At 51.1% G+C, this 22,009-nt stretch carries 20 protein-coding genes and 1 other RNA gene; 11 read left to right on the top strand and 10 right to left on the bottom strand.

Features of this window, described 5'->3' with window-relative positions; genetic code table 11:
* Nucleotides 1-12: 12 nt before the first annotated feature.
* Nucleotides 13-1,314, top strand: a complete 1,302-nt coding sequence (locus tag HZS79_RS06420) for a S41 family peptidase (protein ID WP_162219920.1) — start codon at nt 13-15, stop codon at nt 1,312-1,314.
* On the opposite strand, the gene HZS79_RS06415 is transcribed toward HZS79_RS06420, so the two are convergent.
* From HZS79_RS06415 to HZS79_RS06400, 4 genes are all read right to left on the bottom strand, one after another.
* Complete coding sequence (locus HZS79_RS06415; protein ID WP_179927352.1) at nt 1,311-2,567, bottom strand: UbiH/UbiF/VisC/COQ6 family ubiquinone biosynthesis hydroxylase; 1,257 nt, start codon at nt 2,565-2,567, stop codon at nt 1,311-1,313. The two genes, HZS79_RS06420 and HZS79_RS06415, sit on opposite strands and share 4 nt — an antisense overlap.
* A gap of 45 nt (nt 2,568-2,612) precedes the next feature.
* On the bottom strand, nt 2,613-3,854 hold the full coding sequence (gene ubiH / locus HZS79_RS06410; RefSeq protein ID WP_162219922.1) for a 2-octaprenyl-6-methoxyphenyl hydroxylase: 1,242 nt from the start codon (nt 3,852-3,854) through the stop codon (nt 2,613-2,615).
* A gap of 89 nt (nt 3,855-3,943) precedes the next feature.
* Nucleotides 3,944-5,284 carry a Xaa-Pro aminopeptidase gene (pepP, locus tag HZS79_RS06405; protein ID WP_179927351.1) on the bottom strand — a complete coding sequence of 447 codons (1,341 nt, stop codon included), beginning with the start codon at nt 5,282-5,284 and terminating at the stop codon, nt 3,944-3,946.
* Between the two features lie 15 nt (nt 5,285-5,299).
* Nucleotides 5,300-5,878 (bottom strand): UPF0149 family protein, encoded by a 579-nt coding sequence (locus HZS79_RS06400; RefSeq protein WP_179927350.1) that lies wholly within the window; start codon nt 5,876-5,878, stop codon nt 5,300-5,302.
* A gap of 208 nt (nt 5,879-6,086) precedes the next feature.
* Here HZS79_RS06400 and HZS79_RS06395 point away from each other — a divergent pair, with 208 nt between their 5' ends.
* The 3 genes from HZS79_RS06395 to HZS79_RS06385 all read left to right on the top strand — a co-directional run bounded on the left by HZS79_RS06395 (nt 6,087) and on the right by HZS79_RS06385 (nt 7,296).
* Nucleotides 6,087-6,395 (top strand): cell division protein ZapA, encoded by a 309-nt coding sequence (locus HZS79_RS06395; protein WP_162219925.1) that lies wholly within the window; start codon nt 6,087-6,089, stop codon nt 6,393-6,395.
* A gap of 51 nt (nt 6,396-6,446) precedes the next feature.
* A non-coding RNA gene (gene ssrS, locus HZS79_RS06390) (6S RNA) lies at nt 6,447-6,629 on the top strand.
* Between the two features lie 34 nt (nt 6,630-6,663).
* Nucleotides 6,664-7,296, top strand: a complete 633-nt coding sequence (locus HZS79_RS06385; protein WP_162219926.1) for a 5-formyltetrahydrofolate cyclo-ligase — start codon at nt 6,664-6,666, stop codon at nt 7,294-7,296.
* 412 nt (nt 7,297-7,708) lie between these two features.
* On the opposite strand, the gene ilvA is transcribed toward HZS79_RS06385, so the two are convergent.
* Nucleotides 7,709-9,223 carry a threonine ammonia-lyase, biosynthetic gene (gene ilvA, locus HZS79_RS06380; protein ID WP_162219927.1) on the bottom strand — a complete coding sequence of 505 codons (1,515 nt, stop codon included), beginning with the start codon at nt 9,221-9,223 and terminating at the stop codon, nt 7,709-7,711.
* Nucleotides 9,224-9,384: 161 nt separating this feature from the next.
* Between ilvA and rpiA the strand changes: the two genes are divergently transcribed.
* A complete protein-coding gene (rpiA, locus tag HZS79_RS06375; protein ID WP_179927349.1) occupies nt 9,385-10,059 on the top strand; it encodes a ribose-5-phosphate isomerase RpiA in 675 nt (224 codons plus the stop codon).
* On the opposite strand, the gene waaA is transcribed toward rpiA, so the two are convergent.
* Genes waaA through HZS79_RS06360 form a run of 3 tightly spaced genes read right to left on the bottom strand, consistent with a single transcriptional unit; the run spans nt 10,051 to nt 13,857 of the window.
* Nucleotides 10,051-11,340 carry a lipid IV(A) 3-deoxy-D-manno-octulosonic acid transferase gene (gene waaA / locus HZS79_RS06370; RefSeq protein WP_179927348.1) on the bottom strand — a complete coding sequence of 430 codons (1,290 nt, stop codon included), beginning with the start codon at nt 11,338-11,340 and terminating at the stop codon, nt 10,051-10,053. The genes rpiA and waaA overlap by 9 nt on opposite strands.
* Nucleotides 11,340-12,770: a bifunctional D-glycero-beta-D-manno-heptose-7-phosphate kinase/D-glycero-beta-D-manno-heptose 1-phosphate adenylyltransferase HldE gene (gene hldE / locus HZS79_RS06365; protein ID WP_162219930.1), complete on the bottom strand. Its 1,431-nt coding sequence runs from the start codon at nt 12,768-12,770 to the stop codon at nt 11,340-11,342. Before hldE ends, waaA begins: the two co-directional genes overlap by 1 nt.
* Complete coding sequence (locus tag HZS79_RS06360; RefSeq protein ID WP_179927347.1) at nt 12,760-13,857, bottom strand: glycosyltransferase family 9 protein; 1,098 nt, start codon at nt 13,855-13,857, stop codon at nt 12,760-12,762. The genes hldE and HZS79_RS06360 overlap by 11 nt, the downstream gene beginning before the upstream one ends.
* Between HZS79_RS06360 and HZS79_RS06355 the strand changes: the two genes are divergently transcribed.
* From HZS79_RS06355 to HZS79_RS06330, 6 genes are all read left to right on the top strand, one after another.
* Nucleotides 13,856-14,584, top strand: a complete 729-nt coding sequence (locus HZS79_RS06355) for a 3-deoxy-D-manno-octulosonic acid kinase (RefSeq protein ID WP_179927346.1) — start codon at nt 13,856-13,858, stop codon at nt 14,582-14,584. The genes HZS79_RS06360 and HZS79_RS06355 overlap by 2 nt on opposite strands.
* Nucleotides 14,585-14,591: 7 nt before the next feature.
* A complete protein-coding gene (locus HZS79_RS06350) occupies nt 14,592-15,350 on the top strand; it encodes a glycosyltransferase family 2 protein (RefSeq protein WP_179927345.1) in 759 nt (252 codons plus the stop codon).
* Nucleotides 15,347-16,177: a glycosyltransferase family 2 protein gene (locus HZS79_RS06345; RefSeq protein ID WP_162219890.1), complete on the top strand. Its 831-nt coding sequence runs from the start codon at nt 15,347-15,349 to the stop codon at nt 16,175-16,177. Before HZS79_RS06350 ends, HZS79_RS06345 begins: the two co-directional genes overlap by 4 nt.
* Nucleotides 16,164-17,165: a glycosyl transferase family 90 gene (locus HZS79_RS06340; RefSeq protein WP_218927941.1), complete on the top strand. Its 1,002-nt coding sequence runs from the start codon at nt 16,164-16,166 to the stop codon at nt 17,163-17,165. Before HZS79_RS06345 ends, HZS79_RS06340 begins: the two co-directional genes overlap by 14 nt.
* Before the next feature lie 5 nt (nt 17,166-17,170).
* Nucleotides 17,171-18,148, top strand: coding sequence for a glycosyltransferase family 4 protein (locus tag HZS79_RS06335; protein ID WP_179927344.1), 978 nt, complete (start codon nt 17,171-17,173; stop codon nt 18,146-18,148).
* Nucleotides 18,149-18,244: 96 nt separating this feature from the next.
* Nucleotides 18,245-19,909, top strand: a complete 1,665-nt coding sequence (locus HZS79_RS06330) for a sulfatase-like hydrolase/transferase (RefSeq protein ID WP_179927343.1) — start codon at nt 18,245-18,247, stop codon at nt 19,907-19,909.
* Nucleotides 19,910-19,975: 66 nt separating this feature from the next.
* On the opposite strand, the gene waaF is transcribed toward HZS79_RS06330, so the two are convergent.
* The gene (waaF, locus tag HZS79_RS06325) at nt 19,976-20,995 is read right to left on the bottom strand and encodes a lipopolysaccharide heptosyltransferase II (protein WP_162219887.1); all 1,020 of its coding nucleotides are present in this window, start codon (nt 20,993-20,995) and stop codon (nt 19,976-19,978) included.
* Entirely contained in the window at nt 20,988-21,944 is a 957-nt protein-coding gene (gene rfaD / locus HZS79_RS06320; RefSeq protein ID WP_162219886.1) for an ADP-glyceromanno-heptose 6-epimerase, read from the bottom strand. The genes waaF and rfaD overlap by 8 nt, the downstream gene beginning before the upstream one ends.
* Between the last annotated feature and the right edge of the window lie 65 nt (nt 21,945-22,009).

Genomic DNA, 22,009 nt, shown 5'->3' with positions numbered 1-22,009 from the left:
AGCGGAGTCTGCATGACGCTTTCTGTTACCAAGGTATCGGCCCCTGCCAAGCGGTTATTGGCTACCCTGCTTCCGTTTGCGCTACTGTCGGCTCCACTTCCCCTATTGGCTCAGCCAACGAATAGCGTTGCCGATGACCTTCCGCTCGAAGAGATCCAGACGTTTGCCGAGGTGTTTGAGCGTATCAAGCGCGGCTATGTTGAAGAGGTCGACGACCGTACACTACTACGCAACGCCATGCGCGGCATGCTGAGCGAACTAGACCCACACTCTGCCTACTTAGATGAAGAGGAGTATAAGAGCCTAAGAGAGTCCACGCAGGGTGAGTTTGGCGGCATCGGTATCGAAGTTGGCAAAGAAAATGGTCAGTTGATGGTGGTGACGCCTATCGACGACACACCCGCTGCAAGGGCAGGCTTACTGTCGAGGGACATCATTGTTGCCATTGATGGCACGCCTACCGATAGTATGTCGTTACAAGAAGCGGTCAACCTGATGCGCGGAGAGCCCGGCAGCCAAATGCGCCTTTCTATCCTGCGTGCTGGGGAGGACTCGCCACGAGAGTTTACGCTGACCCGAGAGGTGATTCGTAGCGAAAGTGTCCGACACGAATTATTAGAGCCTGGCTACGGCTACCTGCGTGTTAGCCAGTTCCAGTCTCGCACCCCTGAGCAAGCACGCCAGGCATTAAATAGAATGGCGCGTGAGCAGCCGCTTGAAGGGCTGATCCTCGACTTGCGTAATAACCCTGGTGGCGTGTTGCAAGCGGCAGTTGGCATTGCCGACTTATTTTTAGATGAGGGGCTCATCGTCTACACCGAAGGGCGGATTGCCGATACAGAGATGTCGTTTTCAGCATCACCCGATACCGCCGCCGGCGATGTGCCGCTCGTTGTATTGATTAACAGTGGCAGCGCCTCAGCGGCAGAGATCGTCGCCGGTGCCCTGCAGGATCAACGCCGCGGCGTCATCATGGGTACTGAAAGTTTTGGTAAAGGCTCGGTGCAACAGATCATGCCGCTTGGCAACGGTGAAGGCCTAAAGCTAACGACCGCTCTGTACTACACGCCTAACGGTCGCTCTATCCAGGCCCAGGGCATTGAGCCCGATGTAGAAGTCGTGCGTGGCCGCCTGGAGGTTGCCGAGGATCGCCGGGAAGTCCGCGAATCAGATCTCGACGGCCACTTGGGTAATCAAGGCGCAACACCACGAGAGCGAGCTGCCATGTCGCAGCGGCTACGAGACGATTACCAGCTCAGCGAAGCGCTTAATCTCCTCAAGGCTCTCAACGTGGTTGACCGCCGCCGCCGTTAACGACATGTCTGCGGCAGGCGCCCTCGCTCTCCGATCGCCTGCCGCATGACTATTCGCTTTAGCGGCACCAACTGATTCATCCCGCTCATCCCCATATTACGCGCTAGCGTCAGTGCGGGCACTTGGCTACCAAATAACACTTTAAACCCTTTCATCAGCCCCAGCATGGCGCTGTTATCAAAACGCCTACGCCTCTCATAGCGAGTCAGCGTCGTGAGCGCTCCCCAGGGTGCACCTCGCTGCCATGCGTTAATCACCTCCTCAGCTAACACCGCTGCATCCATAAAGCCCAGGTTAACCCCCTGCCCCGCGAGCGGGTGAATGCTATGGGCAGCATCACCCACCAGTGCAAAGTTGGGCTGCACGTAGTGGGCGGCATGGCGCTGTACCAGTGGAAAGCGATAGGCCGAGTCCACCGCGTTCACTTGACCCAGGCGGTGGCCAAGGGCATCACTGAGAGTGTGACCCAACGCATCAGAAGAAAGCGTGGTGAGTTCATTTGCGTGTTCAGGCGTGGTCGACCAGACAACCGAGCAGTAACGGTCATCGCCATTCACCGTTAGCGGTAAAAAAGCCAGTGGGCGCCCGTCGATAAAAGCCTGACGAGCCGTACTTCCATGGGATTTTTCACACCTCACGGTGGTCACGACAGCTTCCTGCTCCATCGATTCTTCAGCCACCGAAATCCCGGCAAGCTCTCGCAAGGTGGAGTGTGCACCATCTGCAGCAATTAATAACGGTGTGTGCAGCTGACGCCCATCCTTCAGCACCAGCCAACGTCCGTTATCCGAGGTTTGCAAGGCATCTACGCCAACACCAAAGTACGTACTAACACTAGGCAGCCCGAGCACCCGCTCATTGAGCGCCGCCAACGTTACATCGTTTTCCACAATATGGCCGAGCACTGGCGCGCCCGCCTCATCAGCGGAAAAATGAATACTACCGCTCCCCTCCGCATCCCATACGTGCATATAGCGGTAGGCGGTTACTCGCACAGCTGCCATCTCGGACCAAGCACCCAGATGAGTAAGCAGTCGCTGTGAAACCGGTGTCAGGGCACTTACCCTGGGAGCAGGCGGGTGGTCACCAAGGGTGTCTAACTTGAGCGGCTCTGATTTGGCTTCTACCAGCGCCACTTCCAGGCCTGCGTTGGCAAGCAACCCTGCCAGCGCAACCCCTACCATGCCCGCTCCAACAATCACTGCGTCGAAACGTTCAACCGGCGCATTTTTCGCCGCTGTTTGCGTTTTCATCACGTTCCCTTAGTTGCTTTGCTGAGTCAGCAGCTACTTTTTTTATCAGCGCTCCAGCCCCATTGCCCGACGCGCCAAACCTCGGCGCAGTGGTCCAACCAGGTTGAGCCCAATTAACCCAGCGGCTCGAGCATGGGGTAATAAAGGCAGCGAATAACCAAATAACCGTACCAGACCATCACTAAACCGAATCACATTGGAGCGGTCTTGGGCACGACGTCGCTCAAAAGCAAGCAGCGTTTCCATATCGCCCAGGGTGTGTTGGTTCTGGGCACCCTGCGCTAACTCCTCGACCAGATCCATCACTGAGCGTAGCGCGAGGTTGAATCCCTGACCCGCTACTGGGTGCAGCGCATGGGCAGCATTACCCAGCACCGCCAACCCTGGCCGAACCGGCTCCTCAGCAGTCACCAGGGAAAGCGGGTAGCTGAAACGCTGACCCACGCGGGTAAAGCGCCCGACTCGATCGCCAAAGGCAGTTTGCAGCTGGCGCAAGAACGCCTGGTCGGAAAGCGCCAAGCGCGCTTGCTCGGTACCGCTGGCATGGGTCCAGACCAGCTCCATGGCTTGCCCTGGCAGCGGCAGCAATGCAATCGGCCCTTCTGCCGTAAAGCGTTCATAGGCAACTCCCTGATGGGGCTGGCTGACCCCCACGTGAGCGATCACCGCAGTTTGCTCATAAGAGCGGCGACGGCTGTTAATCCCTAGCTGCTCTTTCAGTCCGGAGCGTCCACCATCTGCCAGTATGGTGAGCGATGCCATAAGCTCGCTATCATCTGACAGCAAGAGGTGATGGCCACCCTCCTGCGGCGTCATTTTTGCCACCGTCGCAGGGCAGTACCACTCAATAGGCAACTGCTGTAAATGCTGATGCAACACACGGCCCATCCAGGCATTCGGAATCACATGACCCAATGCGGCAACACCTAGCTCTTGGGCACTGAGGCGCGCGGCACCCAAACGCCCACGCTCACTAATATGAATACGCTCAATAGGCGTCGCTTCATGGCGCATCGCATCCCACACACCCAACTGGCGAAAACGTTGAGCAGACCCTTCGGCAATGGCGCTGGCCCGCGCATCAAAGCTTGGTTGCCACGACACATCCTCTGCGTTTTCAGGCAAAGCGGTAGACTCAATAATCGCCACACGCCAGCCGTGCCGCTCAATAAGCGGGGCCAACGCACACCCCAAGCTGGCACCCACCAGGCCGCCACCTACGATCACGATATCGTAGGTAAGTGCCTGTTTCTGTTGGCTCTTTATTGCCTGCTGAGCCCCGTGCATTGGCATCTCCTACTGATTAAGCACAAACCACACAGATCGTAATTTCGTAATGTAAATTACATAATTAATAATCTGGATAATTTTACTGGTTATTTATTAGCCATTAATTGCTCTATATCAGCAATCTGCTTTGGTACTGCCGAGGTAAGCACCTCATGACCATCACAGGTCACAACAACATCGTCCTCAATACGAATACCTATACCGCGATAGGCCTCAGGGATATCATCGTCATTAGGGATATAGAGGCCAGGCTCAACGGTGACCACCATGCCATCTTCAAGCGGGCGCGGCGTCTCTTCATTTATGCGGTAAGCCCCCACATCATGAACATCTAGACCCAGCCAATGTGACGTCGAGTGTAGGTAGAAGCGTCGGTAGCTCTCGTCGTCAATACGCGCCTGTTCATCGCCCTCCAACAACCCAAGAGCGATCAGTCCTGACGTTAAGTCACGTACCACACCTTGATGGATATCCCCCAGCGTGGCTCCAGGCTTAACCGCCTGTACAGCACGCTCTTGGGCGCCCAACACCACTTGGTAAAGCGCCCGCTGAGCGTCATTGAACTGACCACTAACTGGAAACGTGCGGGTAATGTCCCCAGCGTAGAGATCAAACTCCGCGCCAGCGTCAATCAATACCAGCGTATCAGCCTTCAGCTCATCGCTGTTTTCAATATAGTGCAATACGCAAGCGTTAACGCCACTACCAACAATGGTGCTGTAGGCCGGCCCACTGGCGCCTTGCCAAGCGAACTCATGCTCCAACTCCGCTTGCAGCTGATACTCGCTTAATCCTGCCCGGCAGGTACGCATCGCGCGGATATGTGCCTTGGCTGAAATAGCCGCCGCATGCCGGAGCAGTGCGATCTCACCCGCACTTTTGACCACGCGCATCTCATGAATTAGCGGACGGCTATCCAACCATCCTTTTAGCGCTGGCTTACCCCTGCGCAGGCCGGCCTGAGCGTGAGTTAGTGCCTCTTCCGCAATACTAATGGCCTCGGGGTTATCCAGCGGCGCGTAAAGCAACTCGCGCCCCTCAAGTAGACCAGGCAGCAGCTCGTCCCGCTGGGCGTTTTCAAATGCTTGATCAATGCCGTGTTGTGACTCAACGCCCTGAGCGCCTAGGCGCCTACCCGTCCAGGCTTCCATGGTCGCGTCACGGTCTTGGCAAAACACCACGCTTTGCCCTGCCTCACGACCAGGCAACAGAACCAGCAATGCGTCTGGCTCTTGGATACCAGTCAGGTAGTAAAAATCACTCTGCTGGCGAAACGCATACTCGCTATCGTGGGAGCGCGTTACTAGGGTTGCGCCAGGCACGATCAGCGCTGCAGTGGCGGGCAGCTGCGCAATAAGCGCTTCACGTCGCTGAAGATACTCCTCAGGGGTAATAGCAGCAGGCCGAGGTAGTGGCTCAGGCAACATAACAACTCCTAAAAGTTAATGAACGGGGGCGTCAGCTTGCTCGACCTGAGGCTTACCAGGATGCTGCTCAGTGTAGAGCAGCATGGCCGCCATACGGACATGCTCTGTCAGTGCAAACAAGTCATTCTCGTTTTCAGGGCTATCGTCGATGTCCGTTTCGATTTGCCCAAGGCCCGCCAGGTCATCAATGGCTTCTTGCAGGGTCTGAGACCAGCGCTCACGTAGCGACTCGTCGGTCACTTCTTCAACCACTTCCATAAAGCCTAGCGTCCACTCTTTTAGCCCCTGGGCTTGTTCCGCAAGGGAAAAAAGTTCGTCGGGTAGCAGCGGCGCATAATTCAGGTCGCTGGCGCTCAATGCATCAAGGGTTTGACGCCGCCATCCCAGTAAGCGTTCAGCGCTCGGCGAGTCTCGGGGCTGCTCGACCCCCAGACTTAGGCATACCTCTTCCAGCCAGTTTTCAGCCGTTATATCGCGCAGCGCTAATAGGGCGCAGAGGCGGCCATCCAAAAAAGCTGGGGACTGCATACTGCCGTGAAGAAGAAAAACATCCGCGACGTCAGAAAAATCCTGGCGCTCGTTGATAAGGGACATGGTCATTGCTCGCTATACAAATAAGGGAAATGAATGCGTCGAAGCAGAGTGTCAAAAAAGGACGTCGAAACATAGCAGGAATAACACCGTGCTTGCGCCTACGCGTTGACCCCACATAAGGCGCTCTCTTATAGTGAACGCCAACTATCCTTCCTATGCAGTGATGTTAACGCATTGGTCAAGAAAATGACCTGTGCTGGAGTCTTTGATGAGTAACGCGAAGCGGCCAACCAAAGAAATTACCCTACTGGGTCGCAGCTACATGATTGCTTGCGACACCGGCGAAGAAGCCAAGCTGGAACGCGCTGCTCGCTATTTAGACCGCGCTATGCAAGGCATTAATGCCCAAAGTAACACCCTTGGTAGCGAGCGAGTGGCAGTGATGGCAGCTCTGAATATCACGCATGAGCTACTTGAGGTACTGGATGAGCACCGCGCGAGTGAAGCAAACTTAAGCCGTCTCAATGATCGGCTTGAACGAGCACTGGCAGGCACACCTCAGCACAAAGAACCATAAGAACCTGCTGACAGCCCTTTGGCATTAGTACTGGCTCTGTTAGGATAGCCCTGTTCTCTGGGGTGTACGCCAGTCGTTATAGTCCCTCGAGCCTATGCGCAGTACCCAGGGGGCCAAATGCTAGCCAAACCCGTGTGCATGTCCGTGCGTCGGAAAGCCTGACGGTTTGGCTGCGGCCACCCACCTGAACCAGTAGGTTCAGGGCCAGAACGGCAGCGGCATTCTGGGGAACACTTAGTTTTAGTTATCTCGTCACGAGTAGCTCGTTATGAACGACACTGCAGATTGCAGCACACTCGGCGATAAAACTGCGCTGCGCCGAGAACTTAGGCGTAGACGCCGCACACTCTCCCCAAGCCAGCAAAAACAAGCCGCTATCACCCTGTGCCAGCGCTTGAAACAGCTACCTGAAATTCAACGATCCAAACGTATCAGCCTTTACTTGCCGGTTAATGGAGAAATTGATCCCACGCCATTACTACCTTGGCTACGTCAACGCAAAGTAAGTATTTACTTACCTGTATTGCGCCCATTTTCGGCTAATTGCCTTTGGTTTGTTGCCTACCGCGAGTCTACCCCCATGGTGAAAAACCGGTTTGGCATCGCAGAACCCTGCTCACGGTTTGCCGCCGATAGGCGAAATCGCCTGCCTGCCTGGGCGCTAGACACGCTTATTGTTCCGCTTGTGGGGTTTGATCAGCAAGCAAACCGCATGGGCATGGGAGGCGGCTTCTATGATCGAAGCCTTGCTTTTATGCGTTACCAAGGGCCGGCACCAACGTTGATTGGCGTTGCTCACGCCTGCCAACAAGTGGCTACGCTGCCTGTCGAGCCTTGGGATATTCCGCTAGGCATGGTGGTCAGTGACACAATGGTTATTCGACCAACGAAAACGGGCTGATCAGTGTGATCAACCCGTTCAAAAGCTAAGTACAGCGTCCACGCTCAAAAGCGTTACTTATCCACGTGGTAAGTTAACTTCCCGAAAGCGCTTGCGCATATCCAGTGGCCAGTACTCCGAGTAAGAACACCACCGTTAGCGCCATCACCATATCAGGCTTTTTCCGCCGCATGCCTCTTCTCCAACGTCTTTCACAGTTGCCAAACACCTTAGTGCGTCATCTAGGCGCTATTTTTCAAGCGCTACCTTTGACGAGATGACACACCTCCTAAATTCGCTCACGACTATAGGACCATTAGAGGGCATCTGACAACTGCTTTCAGCACTATTTTTAACGCTCCATTAAACGTATCGATTAATTAACATTTCCTAGCTGCTCTGACATTTCAGGTTGGTAAGCACTTACTTTTATCTAGGCCATGAAAAGCCGATACGCTGGGTTATCGCTCTCCCGCCAGTAACGGTAACCAATAGCATCTAAATACTCAGCGACATGAGTGCGATCGCTGCTAGGCACTTGCATACCGACCAGCACTCGGCCGTAAGCAGCACCATGATTTCGGTAGTGGAACAGTGAAATATTCCAGTCATGGGGCAACTTGGTTAAAAAGTTCATTAGTGCACCAGGGCGTTCAGGGAACTCAAAACGGTAGAGCTCTTCTTCAAAACGTTCACTGGGTCGGCCACCGCTTAGATGACGAATATGCAGCTTTGCCAACTCATTATCGGTTAAATCTTCAACCTGATAGCCAGCTTCACGGAGCTTATCAATCACCGCCTGGCGATCTTCCCCGCCGGGTTTGACTTGCACGCCAACAAAAATATGCGCTTCGCTGTTATCTGCATAGCGGTAGCTGAACTCGGTGACCATGCGCTTACCTAATGTGCGGCAAAACTTTTTAAAGCTCCCCGGATTTTCTTCAATGGTCACTGCTAAAATCGCTTCGCGTTGCTCCCCTAACTCGGTGCGTTCCGCAATATGCTGCAAGCGATCAAAATTAGTATTCGCGCCGGAGTTAATGCATAGCAGCGTCTCGCCTTCTGCACCCGTTTGTTGGACGTACTTTTTTAGACCCGCCAATGAAAGCGCGCCGGATGTTTCCGCCACGGCGCGGGTATCCTCAAAAATATCTTTCACTGCGGCGCACATCTCATCGGTATTCACCGTGATAACGTCGTCGATTAAGTCACGCACCAATGAAAATGGGACTTCACCAATTTGTGCGACAGCCACCCCTTCTGCAAAGACACCGACCTGATCCAGCACGACCCGCTCACCCGCTTCTAATGCTGCTTTAAGGCAAGCGCTGTCTTCGGCTTCTACGGCGATGATTTTGATATCCGGGCGCAGATATTTCACATAAGCCGCCACGCCTGCAATTAAACCGCCACCACCGACGGGGATAAAAATAGCGTCCAATCGGCCACCGTGTTGGCGAAGAATCTCCACACCGATGGTGCCCTGACCCGCTACCACATCGATATCATCAAACGGTGGGATATAGGTATAGCCGTGCTCTTTTATCAATTCCTGGGCATGTTCGGCGGCAGCGGCAAATGCATCACCTCTCAAAATAACCTTCGCACCCCGGGCACGCACTGCCTGAACCTTGATATCGGGCGTAATACGCGGCATCACAATGACCGCTTTAACGCCCATGAGCTTGGCGGCCATGGCCAGCCCCTGGGCGTGATTTCCTGCCGATGCCGCAATCACGCCCTTGGCCTTCTGCTCTTCAGATAACTGGGCCATTTTGTTGTAGGCGCCACGAATCTTAAAAGAAAACACTGGCTGAAGGTCTTCGCGCTTAATCAAAATTTGGTTATTGAAACGACGCGACAAAAAGGGAGCGGGGGAAATAGGAGTCTCACAAGCGGCTTCATAAACGCGGGCTTGGAGGATCTTTTTGACGGTTGCTTCGAGCATGCGGGAATCCCAGAAAAATAACGTGACCCTGACGGGGTGCGAGCAAAGCCCTTATTGGTAGCAGATTACGCCTAGCGTCGTCTAGCGGCGTTTCCATCGGCAGTGGGCGCTAAGGCCGTTATACTAGGGAGCACTGCCAACCCCTGATGCTGGAAAATATGATGACCCAAGATGAATTGAAAGCAGCCGTAGCAGACGCTGCGATTAAAGAAATCGAACCCCACCTAGAAAAAAACACCGTGCTAGGCATTGGTACAGGCTCAACAGCCAACCTGTTTATTGACCGCCTAGCGCCGCTGAGCGAGCGTTTTAAAGGCGCCGTTGCCAGTTCAGAAGCCAGTGCCAAGCGCTTACAGGCGCTAGGTATCGAGGTGTTCGAGCTGAACAGTGTTGGCGATGTGCCTTTTTATATCGATGGTGCAGACGAAGTGAACGCTAACTTACAAATGATTAAAGGGGGTGGCGCAGCACTCACCCGAGAAAAAATTGTCGCGGCCTGTGCTAAGCGTTTTATTTGCATTGCCGATGGTTCTAAATACGTTGCTCAATTAGGCAACTTCCCTCTACCGGTAGAAGTAATTCCCATGGCGCGCTCCTACGTCGCTCGGGAATTGGTCAAGCTAGGCGCAGACCCTGTCTATCGCCAAGGTGTCGTCACCGATAATGGAAACCAGATTATCGACTGCTTTGATTTTATGATCGACGATCCAGCGTCCATGGAAGCACGTATTAATGCCATTGTAGGCGTGGTAACAAATGGGTTATTTGCTCAACGCGGTGCTGATGTACTGCTGCTGAGTACAGAGAACGGTGTTGAGCGTACAGCCTTACGTTAGCCACTGGCTGAGCCCATCTAGCGTGCGCGCCAGCGCTCCTCGGTGGGTCTCAACAACATCTCGCCCAGTATGCCCAATGTGCTGAGCATTCTGTGGGTTTGCCAATAACTCGACTAGCGCATCAGCCAAGGCATCAGGTGTTTCCACCACGCTTAATGCGCCTGCCGCCAACAGCGGCTCAGCTACATCGCTAAAATTCTCAAGCGAAGGGCCGCAGAGTACCGGCTTACCCAACGCAGCAGGTTCCAGCACGTTGTGGCCGCCGAACGGCACCAAACTGCCCCCGACATAGGCCACACGGCCTGCTGCATACAGCATTGCCAGCTCCCCTAGCGTGTCCCCCAGGTATATCTGCGTTTGTGGTGTGACGGCCTGCTGCTGGCTGCGGCGGCTAATTGTCCAGTCGTCCTGGGCACACAGGCTGGCCACGTCATCGAAGCGCTGGGGGTGTCGCGGCACCAATACCAGTAATGCTTCTGGAAACCGCTTCAACAGCTGGCGATGAGCCTCTAAGAGCAGCGCCTCTTCTCCTTCACGGGTGGAACCCGCCACCCACACAGGGCGCGCACCCCACTCCTGAAGTAAGTACTCACCCTCCTCCAGACTTCTTTCCTGACAAGGCATCTCAAATTTTAACGAGCCCACGACATGGGTTACTTCTGCGCGACATCCTAAGGCTTGAAAGCGCTCAGCGTCTGCCACAGATTTAGCCGCTAACCAGGTAACGTTAGCCAAAGCACTCGCCATTAGCGGACGCAGGCGCTGGTAACGTGCAAAGGCTCGCGGCGATAGCCGCCCATTCACCACCGCCACAGGCACCGCTTGCTGGTGGCAGGCGTGCAGTAGGTTGGGCCACAGCTCGGTTTCAAACAAAATGGTAAGGGTGGGCTGAACGCGGGCAATAAAGCGTTTGGCCGCCCCAGGAAAATCCAAAGGTAAAAAGCAGTGAGCGAGCCTTACTTGGTCAGGCGCAGCTTGTTCACCGATGAACGCCTGAACTTGCTGGGCTCCAGTCGCGGTCATGGTGGTAAGCAACAGGCTGTGATGAGGGTAGCGCGCCAGCAAACCTTCTATCAGCGGACGCGCAGCGCGCACTTCCCCCACCGAGGCACAGTGCAACCAAATTCGTGGCGCTGGAGGAAGCGCCCCCAGGTGCATACCAAACCGCTGCAAGCGGGGGTAAGTAAGTACTTGCTCTCGCCAAATACGCCATAAAATCAGCGGAGACAACACATAGAGCGCCGCTGAATAGACCAGACGCGGCCAAGTCGGCGACGCCATTAACCCTCACGATCCAAAATCGAGCTGATCATTGCGGTAGTCGATACACCATCTTCAAAGCCCAATACTTTAACGTCACCACCGTTGGCGATAACGGCTTCACCACCGGCAATATCTTCAGGGCGGTAATCGCCACCTTTCACCAAAATATCCGGTAAAACGGCTTCAATTAGCGCTTGGGGAGTATCATCACTAAAGGGTACGACCCAATCGACAGCGCCTAACCCTGCCAGCACCTGCATACGACGGTTAAGCGGGTTTATTGGCCGTTTGGGGCCTTTCAAACGGCCTATCGAGGCATCGTCATTTACCGCAACGATAAGACGGTCGCCCAGGCGTTTGGCCTGCTCTAAATAGGCCACGTGTCCTGCATGGAGAATATCAAAGCAGCCATTGGTCATCACCACGCGCTCGCCGCGCAGCTGGGCAGCGCGCACAGCATCGACCAGCGGAACCTGGTCAATCACCCCAAACTCAGCCAGCTTGTCGCCGTGTAGCGCAGTGTAGAGTTCAGCGATCGAGAGCGTCGCCGTTCCCGGCTTGGCGACCACCAAGCCTGCCCCCAGGTTGGCCAGCATCATTGCTTCAGGCAGCGCATGACCTGAGGCCAGCGCAAGTCCCATCAGGCCAATCACGGTATCGCCAGCGCCGGTTACGTCGAATACTTCCTGGGCTCGGGTGGGTAAATGTAGCGGCGCATGGCCTTCTCGGATCAGGGTCATGCCTTTTTCACTGCGGGTGATCAATAGCGCTTCTAACTCAAGCTCAGCGCGCAGCGTTTCACCACGCTGGGCAAGTACATCATCGTTAATACAGTGGCCAACAACCGCTTCAAATTCGGTTAAATTAGGCGTAATCAAACTCGCCCCATGGTACTTGCGAAAATCCTGGCCTTTCGGGTCAACCAGCACCCGCTTGCCGTGAGCACGGGCCATCTGAATCAGCTTCTCCACCTGATTCAGCGTCCCTTTACCATAGTCGGAAAGAACCATCACATCGCACGCTGGCAGCGCTTTTTCGACCTGTTCCAGCAGAGCTTGAGTGTCGACCCCATCGAGGCGCTGTTCAAAATCAAGGCGCAGCAGCTGTTGATTACGGCTCATCACACGCAGCTTGGTAATCGTTGGTACCTCTGGGCTTCGCTGGAAGTAAGTGCTTACATTCGAGGCCATCAAGCGAGACGTCAGCAGCTCGGCGTTTTCGTCCTCACCGACTACCCCCGCCAAAGCGGCATGACCGCCTAGCGAGGCTACGTTCAGTGCCACGTTTGCCGCGCCACCAGGGCGGTCGTCGGCTTCATCTACCCGTACCACCGGTACCGGTGCTTCTGGTGAAATGCGCGACGTGCCACCATGCCAGTAGCGGTCAAGCATGACATCCCCCACCACCAGTACACGAGCATGCTCTAGGGCGGTTAAATCAACTTTCATCCGAAGGTCCTGTTGTTGGCTGCGCCGCGGTATACGCCAGCAGCGCATCTAGCTTAGCAATCACGTCGTCGGCCTTAATCAAATCCATGGCATCAGCATGGCGCACCCGCTGTCCCCAGCTAACGTCGTCTACTGACTTATTCAAATACATACGCACCGCATCGGGGTAAGCATTTACTGCAAAATCGCGCCAACAATAGGGCGCTGCACGTTGTGGGTTCGTTGTGGCGTAGAGACCAAGCGTCGGTGTCCCCATGGCGTTACCCATATGCGCAGGCCCTGTATCAGGCGCGATAACCGCTCGGGCATTACCGATCAGCGCCAGTACCCCTTTGAGCGACGTACCACCGATAGCATTAATCACGCTACCCGGCTGACATAGCGCGTCAACCTGATCGCCAACTTCACGCTCAAGCGGACTGCCACCACCGGTCAATACGCTCTTCAGACCGTGCTGCACCCAGGCGTGTTCAATCACGCTGGCATAACCTTCCACCGACCAGTTACGGAAATTACGCAGCCGCGCATTACTACACGGATTAATTACCAGATAAGGCGCATCGCCACTAATCACTCGCGCTTCATCATAAGCGACAGGAGGTACCGACAAATTCCACTCTAGATGATCGTCCTCTACTCCCAGCAAGCGAGCGAAATCCATAAATGACTCAAGCACATGGGCATTTGGATGTGGCACGAGCTGCTGCTGAGCAAACCAGTGCTGCTTATCTTTGGCGCGAGCTTTGTCATAACCGACACGTACATTGGCTTTGAGCCCAAGCGAAAGCACGCTTGCACGTATTGCTTGCTGCATATGCAGCAGTACATCAAAGCGAGTGTCCGCAAGCTCCTTCCAGAGCGCGCGCATGCCAGCAAGGCCGGTAGATTTGTCGTAAACAACAAACTCGACCCCAGAAAGCCCCGCCAGTAAACTGTGCTCCCCCTTGCCGATTATCCAGGTAATGCGAGCGTGCGGCCATTGGCGCTGCAACGCCCGCACCGTGGGCACGAGATTGCACACGTCTCCCAACGCGGAGAGGCGCAAAATGGCAATATGGTTAGGTTGAGCAGGCAGAGAGGGCTTCATGCGCTTAGCGGCACTCCGGCAGAAAAATTGGCTGATGTTATATGATGCAGACAGTTTAAGTGACGCTGCCACGTCACACCAACTTCATCCAGATCTATTCCATCAGGCGTATTGGCGTGAACGCAACCTAATCGTTGGCGAAGCGCCTGGACGGGGGAGTAGCTTATTCCTAGAGACAGACAATAAAGAACAGTGGGTACTGCGCCCTTATCGGCGCGGTGGGTTGGTCGCCAAACTAAGCGAAAAACGCTATATCTGGCTGGGTGAAGAGCGTACCCGTGCCTTTCGCGAGCTGCGCTTAACCGCTACTCTTTACGACCAGGGTCTACCGGTTCCGCGCCCTGTCGGCTGCTGTGTCACTCGATATGGAGCTACTTACGAAGCGGCCCTGCTAACGGTCAGGGTTCCTGGTGCCCAGGCACTCGCTTCGTTATTGGCCACTGGCGAAGCAAACGACAGCTTGCTTGAACGCGTCGGTGTAATGATTAAACGCTTTCACCAGGTGGGGCTTGATCATGTGGATCTTAATGCCCGCAATATTTTAGTCGACCCCGCTGGCAAGCCTTGGCTAATCGACCTAGATCGCTGCCGTTTACGCCGAAAAGGAAGTTGGCAAACACGGAATTTAAATCGGTTAGAGAAGTCAGTAGTAAAGTTTACCGGTTCACCAGATACATTTTTTAAAATAAAGAGCAGCTATCACTCAAGCGAAATCATTCCACATTAGGCTTTATATGTTACTTGAAAGCGTAACACCCGTCATTATTTCAAAGAATAGTGAAAATACAATTAAGAGATGTCTAGAGTCTCTTAAAAACTTTAAACATATTATTGTTTATGACAATGGGTCGAATGATGGCACCATCAGCATATGTCGCTCATTCGATAACGTCATTTTGGTTGAGGGCGATTTTTTTGGTTTTGGTCCGACTAAAAATTTAGCTGCTGATAAAGCACCAACAGATTGGGTGCTCTCCCTTGACTCAGATGAAGAGCTTCATCAAAGCACGTTGGATGAACTATCCACCTGGCACTTAAACGAAGTAACATCAGTTGGTTTGATATTAAGAGAAAACTGGTTTTGTGGAAAAAAAATCACCACTAATGGCTGGGGAAACGATTTTATCGTTCGGTTATACAATAAGAAATCGCACAAATTTACCGACAGCCAAGTCCATGAAAAAGTTGAAATAAATAAAAACACCAAAACGATAAAGCTAAAAGGTAAGCTCATACACAATGCTATTTTTGATATAAAGCAAACGCTGGATAAAGCACAGCTTTATTCAGAAATATATGCTTCCTCTGATAAAAAAGTAAAATACAGTTTCTTTTTCATTGTGCTAAAAACATTTTTTGCATTTTTCAGATCCTACCTACTCAAACTAGGTATTCTTTCAGGTTGGCGAGGGTTTGTTATTTCCTTTGGCGATGCCATTGGCGTTTTCTTCAAGTATGCCAAGGTATATCAGAGATCTGAGGTAAAAAAATGAAAGTTAGCCTTATCATTACTACCTATAACTGGCCGGAGGCTTTGGCGCTTGTATTAAAAAGCGCTATTAATCAAGATTACAAAGACTATGAGATTATTATCGCCGACGATGGCTCTGGAAAAGAAACCCAGTTATGCATAGATAACTTCATCCAACACAGTAATGTTACAATAAAACATGCGTGGCATGAAGATGCTGGCTTTAGGGCTGCTCTTATTAGAAACAAAGCTGCTTATTTATCCGAAGGTGACTATATCATCTTTATTGATGGTGACTGCATTATTCCTCCGGCTTTTATTTCTGACCATGTTGCTTTGTCTCAAAAAGGATTTTTCATTGCAGGCTCTAGAGTCAAACTGTCCGAACACTATACCGAAGAGCTCGTTGCCAGAAAAATTGCTCCCAGCTTTAATCGTAAAGAAATCTTTCAGCTTTGGCTAAAGAAAAAATTAAAAAGAGCGCATCCAGCCCTAAAGTTACCCACTGGCTCTTCATTACGATTCAAAAGAGCCAGAAAATGGCAAGGTGCAGTCACATGTAACCTTTCACTATGGAAGCAGGATCTCCTTGCTATCAACGGCTTTGACAATGATTTTATTGGTTGGGGACTCGAGGATAGTGATTTAGTTATTAGATTAATAAATAACAGCATTTACCGAAAAGAAGGCAAGTTTTTTAGCTACGTCGTACACATGCACCACAAAGAAGCCTCACGACTAAACGAAAGTCAAAATACTGCTAGATTCCAGCTTTCTTTAGAAGACAGAAAAACTCTATGTACCTCTGGTATAAACACTTTTTTTGAGAAGAAAAATGAATCTATCTAATACTTTTCAAAAATTCAGTAAAAACTCAGAAAAACTAAAGCGTTACTACAAATACGCAAGAACCAAGACAACGCCAAAAAAATGGCACGAAAGAAGAATGGAACTCCTGTTTAATGAAAGGTATTTACAAGCACCTTCTTGCGAAAAAAACAGCATATTAGAAAGACTCAACTATTACAACAAAGTTAACCACACCTTTTCAATTGATCAAAAACTGCCTATTTACCAAGCCACCGGTCTAAAAAAAGAAGGTAGCTGGTTTTATCATTACGATTTAACTATGCAGCTAGCCGCATTTTCGGGTGATTTATTATTTCATTACTTACCTGGCGATGTTCAATCGATACCGAGTGCGCCAACACTCGTTAAGAGCAGGCCCATCTTAGATGCCAATGAGAACTCTATTTTATTGAAATTAAACACTATTCGGCATTTCAATTTTGTGAAGGATCCTTTCCAGTACGCCGACAAGAAAGATATGTTGGTTTGGCGTGGTGCTTGCCATCAGCCACACCGACGTTTTTTTATTGAAAATTTCTTTTCTCATCCCCGCTGTGATGTAGGGGATACGAGAAAAGATGCAGGTCTTGGAAAGCAATCCTTTATGAGCATACAAGACCAATTGAAATATAAATTCATTTTAAGTATCGAAGGAAACGAAGTCGCAAGTAACTTAAAATGGATTATGGCCTCAAACTCTTTGTGCTTTATGGTTAAACCGAAGTTTGAAACTTGGTTTATGGAAGGCACGTTATCGCCTGGCGTACATTACGTGGAGTTAAAGGAAGACTATTCTGATCTTGACGAAAAGATTACTTTTTACTTAGAAAATAAAGATGATGCTACTGCAATAATAAAAAATGCAAATGATTACGTTAGGCCATTTTTGGACCATGACCGAGAAGCATTGATATCTCACTTAGTTTTAAAAAAATATTTTTCAAATAGCGGACAATCCTCTGAGTTCAACCACCTAACATCGGTTTAAACTTTATGAAAGAAATACATATTTTTAATAGCTTTAAAACCGAATTTGGAGGAAGCGAGCAAGAAGCTCTGCATTTATCTAATATTCTTTCAAAGCATGCTAATGTAACACTATGGGCAAGTACCTCTCGCGCCTGCCCTAAACTGATGAAAAAAAATAATATTAGAAAAGTTTCTTTTTTACAAAAAAATGGATATCCAAAGAAAGGCACCTATATTTTTGTAGGTTGTCATTGGAGAAATAAACTTTGGCCCTACTTAATCGGACGCCCAGATAGGCTAATAAATATTTATAATACATTCCATCCCAAACACGTCAAAATCACTTCTCATCATCCTAAACTACTCAAATGGCCTGATGTTGAATATATTGTAGTATCTAACTATCAGAAAAATTCTGAACGTATAGATGCGACCGTTTTTCCCTCCCCAATTGATATTTCAGAGTTTTCTAGCATCGCCACCCATAGAGGTGATAGCGGAATTACTATTATTGGAAGAATGAGTAGAGATGACCCAGGTAAACATAACCTTCAAGACATTGAGCTTTATAAAAAACTGGCACGAGATAATGTCAAAATAATTCTTCAAGGAGCCTCTTGCTTAATAAACGAACTAGAGAATACAAAAAATATAAAAATATTGGAAACCGGCACTTTAAAAGCCTCAGAATTTTATAGCAGCATAGATATTTTCTATTATCGCACCGGCAAGCATGTAGAAACCTTTGGCAGAGTTATTTTTGAAGCGATGGCAGCAGGATTACCCGTAATAGCTGAAAATAAGGGTGGCTACGTAGACTGGATTGAACACGGAAAAAATGGCTTTCTTTTCAATACGACAGAAGAAGCCCAAGCTTTATTAGAAATGTTAATAGAAGATAAATCCCTTAGGCGCTACATTGGAAAGAATGCTGTTGATACCGTTAACACTATGTATGGTGAAGGCAGTTTGCAAGAACAAGTAAATTTTTACCTTAAGTAACTATAGCCTTACAAACAGTTTATCCGGCCAGAGGTTTATAATACGCATAATAAATACGTTCCCATGGCAAGGTAGCGTGAAAAGTACAGGAGACATATGAGTCACTTAACTTCATTAAAGTTTACCCCCTGGCTGCCGTTCGTTGTCATTGGCGCATGTTTGGGCTATGCCATTACAACGATGACCCGCTTACCATGGTGGACACTATTTATTATCACGGGCTTATGGCTAGCCATCAGCCTAAAGCTTAATTGGGGGACATCACCGATCAATCCCCCCTACCGCAAGACCTTGCCCTGGTCGCTACTACCGCTCTGCTTATGGGGCTTGTATGTCTATCTGGCTGATAGCTTCGGTATTGTCGACTTAGCTGCCGTTTTCTTCCACCTGCAAGCGGGTATCACCGATCATGGTGGTTCAGGACGTATGGTAGCTGCGGTGATTTACACCATCAGTATTTTGGGCTTATTAGCTGCCTTTACTTGGCTTATTCACCATGATCGCCGCTGGAGGCGAGTGGAGCCTTTGGTCGCTATTGCCCTGCTGGTTACCAATCCGCTGATCTTCGGCATAGGCCAGCGTAGCGCTGCGGTTGTTACAGACGACGGTAGTTGGTTAGACCGCCGCTATGTTGAACCTCAGATTACTGCACAGGAGAATCCTCCGAATCTACTGCTGCTTTATCTTGAAAGCATCGAGCGCACTTACGACGACCCACGTTTTGGCGATGCCTACGCAGACTTAAACGCTATTGGCGAAGCAGCAATCGTCTTTGAAGGGGTTCGCCAAGTCGATAATACCGGTTGGACCATGGCAGGAATGATTGCTAGCCAATGCGGAACACCTCTTATGCCAGCGGGATTACTACACGACCGTCAATTTGAGCCACTCTCCACGGTCGTCCCCGGCATTCGCTGCCTAGGCGACCTCTTAGCAGATCAAGGGTACCGACTCAGTTATTTAGGCGGTGCAAGTACTGAATTCGCTGGAAAAGGATTATTCTATAACGACCACGGTTTCAATAATGTTTACGGATTAAAAGAGCTACAACCACGCCTAGACGACCCTGACTACGTAAATAACTGGGGCCTATATGATGACTCACTGTACGACTTCACGGCGGCAGAGATTGAGCGTTTAAGCGCTGAAAGCGAAGGTCCATGGGGTGTTGTTAATCTGACCATTGCAGGACACGCTCCTAATGGTTATCCCGCTCAGCGCTGTATTGATCGGCAAGGAGAATGGGATGGCGTGGATATTCTGTACTCTGTCGAGTGCTCAGCATGGCTTGCGCATGATTTGCTGGAACGCCTTGAAGAGCAAGGACTATTAGATAACACGGTTGTCGCTATTGTGAGTGACCATCTCACCATGCGTGTTTCTGTCTGGGATGAACTTACTACGATGGATCGCGACAACACATTTATGCTGCTGGGAGACGATCTTCAACCTGAACGGATTATTCGTGAAGCGTCAATGGTGGACGTATTTCCGACGCTGTTAGATTCCATGGGCTATATGCCGAAGGACTCCCGCGCTGGTTTGGGAGTTTCACTTCTCGACAGCGAAACACGCACATTACTTGAGCGCCATGGTCTTACGGACATCAATGCACGTCTGAGGGAAGAGAACGCTCTTCAGCAGCGCTTGTGGGATGGCCTTGCTCCTCAGCGTCGTGACGCCGACATAACACCAAATAAAGGGGAACAGGTAGTAGAAAGTCCTGGCGACAATGCTGATGAGCTTATTATTTCGCATTAGTATATTGAAACACTGGGCAGCCCCTTAGCACTGCTGCCTGGTGTGCCGCCCTAACCTTCCCTCCGTCTATGAAATATGCCTCTTCACTGCTTGATACACTTGCTCAACGCTCAGCTCATTCAAGCAATTGGTGTGGCCCAGCGGACACACTCGCTTGAAACAGGGGGAACAGGAAAGCCCCAAATAGTGAATAACCGCATTATCAGTCAATGGCGGCGTATAGACAGGCGTTGAGGAGCCATACAAGGCGTGAATGCGCGCCCCTACTGCCGCTGCTACGTGCATTAAGCCTGAATCATTGGTGACCACTTGGTGGCAGTCTGCCAACAGATCAACCGCATCAGCTAACTGTGTTTTACCGCATAAATTATGCGCGTGGGACAACCCTGCCACAATGCTCTCACCGGCTGCATGATCTTTCGCCCCGCCCATGACGCGCACTTCAAAACCATCCTTAATTAGCCGCGCCGCTAACTCATGGAAGTAGCTTATGGGCCACTGTTTGGCCGGTCCATACTCTGCCCCAGGCATCATACCAATGGCTGGGCGTGACGATAGTGCGTGAGTAAGGCGCAAGTTGACTAAGTTATTTCGGTCGATAGTCAACCGCGGCTGAGGAATAGCGAAATCACCGCGCATGGCCTCATCCAACGGCAGGCCCAGAGACACGAAACGTTTGACGGTTTGATCCAGCACCTGTTTATCTAGCTTGCGACGCTCTTTAAGCAACCCGTAGCGGTGCTCGCCTAAAAAGCCAACTCGCTCGGGAATACGCGCCATAAACGGGACTAAAGCCGCTTTCCAGGAACGCGGCAGCACAATGGCACGATCAAAGCGGCCACGTAGGCGAATAGCCAGCTCACGACGGCTGGCAAGACCGAACTCACCATGACCCACCGCTAGCGGCAACACCTCATCGACCTCAGGCATACGCTCAAGGATAGGCTGTGACCATGCCGGTGCGATCACCCCAAGGATTGCGCCGGGGTGTCGGTCTTTCAAGGTCATAAACAGGCTTTGCGCCATCACCATATCGCCGACCCATGAAGGGCCGACCACCAAGATGCGCTTGGCAGAATTAGCCATTTAGCCACTCCAAATAGGCGTTCACGCCTTGGGCGACGGTTTTGAACTCAACATCGCATCCAGAAGCACGTAGATGACTGATATCTGCACGCGTGTAGCTTTGATAGCGCCCTTTAAGTTCTTCGGGGAACGGTATGTAGTCAATTTTACCCTGGCCATAAAAGCCGATCACCGCCTCACCAATCGCTTTGAATGGCTCTGCACGGCCGGTCCCCAAGTTAAAAATACCGGACGCATGGGGGTTATCCAAAAACCATAGATTAACGTCGACCACGTCACCCACGTACACAAAGTCACGACTCTGCATACCTGCCTCGTAACCGCCGTAAGCGCCAAACAGCTTTAAGGTTTCCCCATTTCGGATTTGTAAATGGTTATGGTAGGCAACACTCGCCATCTTACCCTTATGCTGCTCACGGGGGCCATAGACATTGAAGTAACGAAAACCGACCACTTGCGTCGTTAACTCGCTCCAGCGTGAGCGTACATGTTGATCAAACAGCAGCTTAGAGTAACCGTACACATTTAACGGCTTCTCATGCTCAGGTGCTTCTTTAAAAATATCACTACCACCGTAGGTCGCCGCTGACGATGCATATAAAAACGGAATGCCGAACTTGTCACAGTAGTTGAGCAGTACTTTGGAGTACTCGTAGTTGTTCTCCATCATGTAGTGCCCGTCCCACTCCGTCGTATCGGAGCACGCACCTTCATGGAAAACAGCATCGATCGTTGGTAAGTCTGTTGGTTTGCCCTCCAAGGCGGCTTTTACTCGCGCTAGAAAGTCATCTTTATCCAGGTAATCGGCCAGCGTGCAGTCCGCCAAATTAATAAACTTGGTGCCATCACGCAAATCGTCGACCACCATCACATCATCACGACCGCGAGCGTTAAGCGCTTTGACAATATTCGCGCCGATAAAACCGGCCCCGCCTGTTACAACGATCATCGCGTTCTCCTTACCAAAAGCGGCTCTGTTAGCTAACGTGCCTATAACCCATCTCTCTGTGATTG

Source organism: Vreelandella zhaodongensis (assembly GCF_013415115.1).
GTDB lineage: Bacteria > Pseudomonadota > Gammaproteobacteria > Pseudomonadales > Halomonadaceae > Vreelandella > Vreelandella zhaodongensis.
Note: the sequence above shows the minus strand (reverse complement) of the source record. Positions and strands in the feature narration are given on the sequence as shown.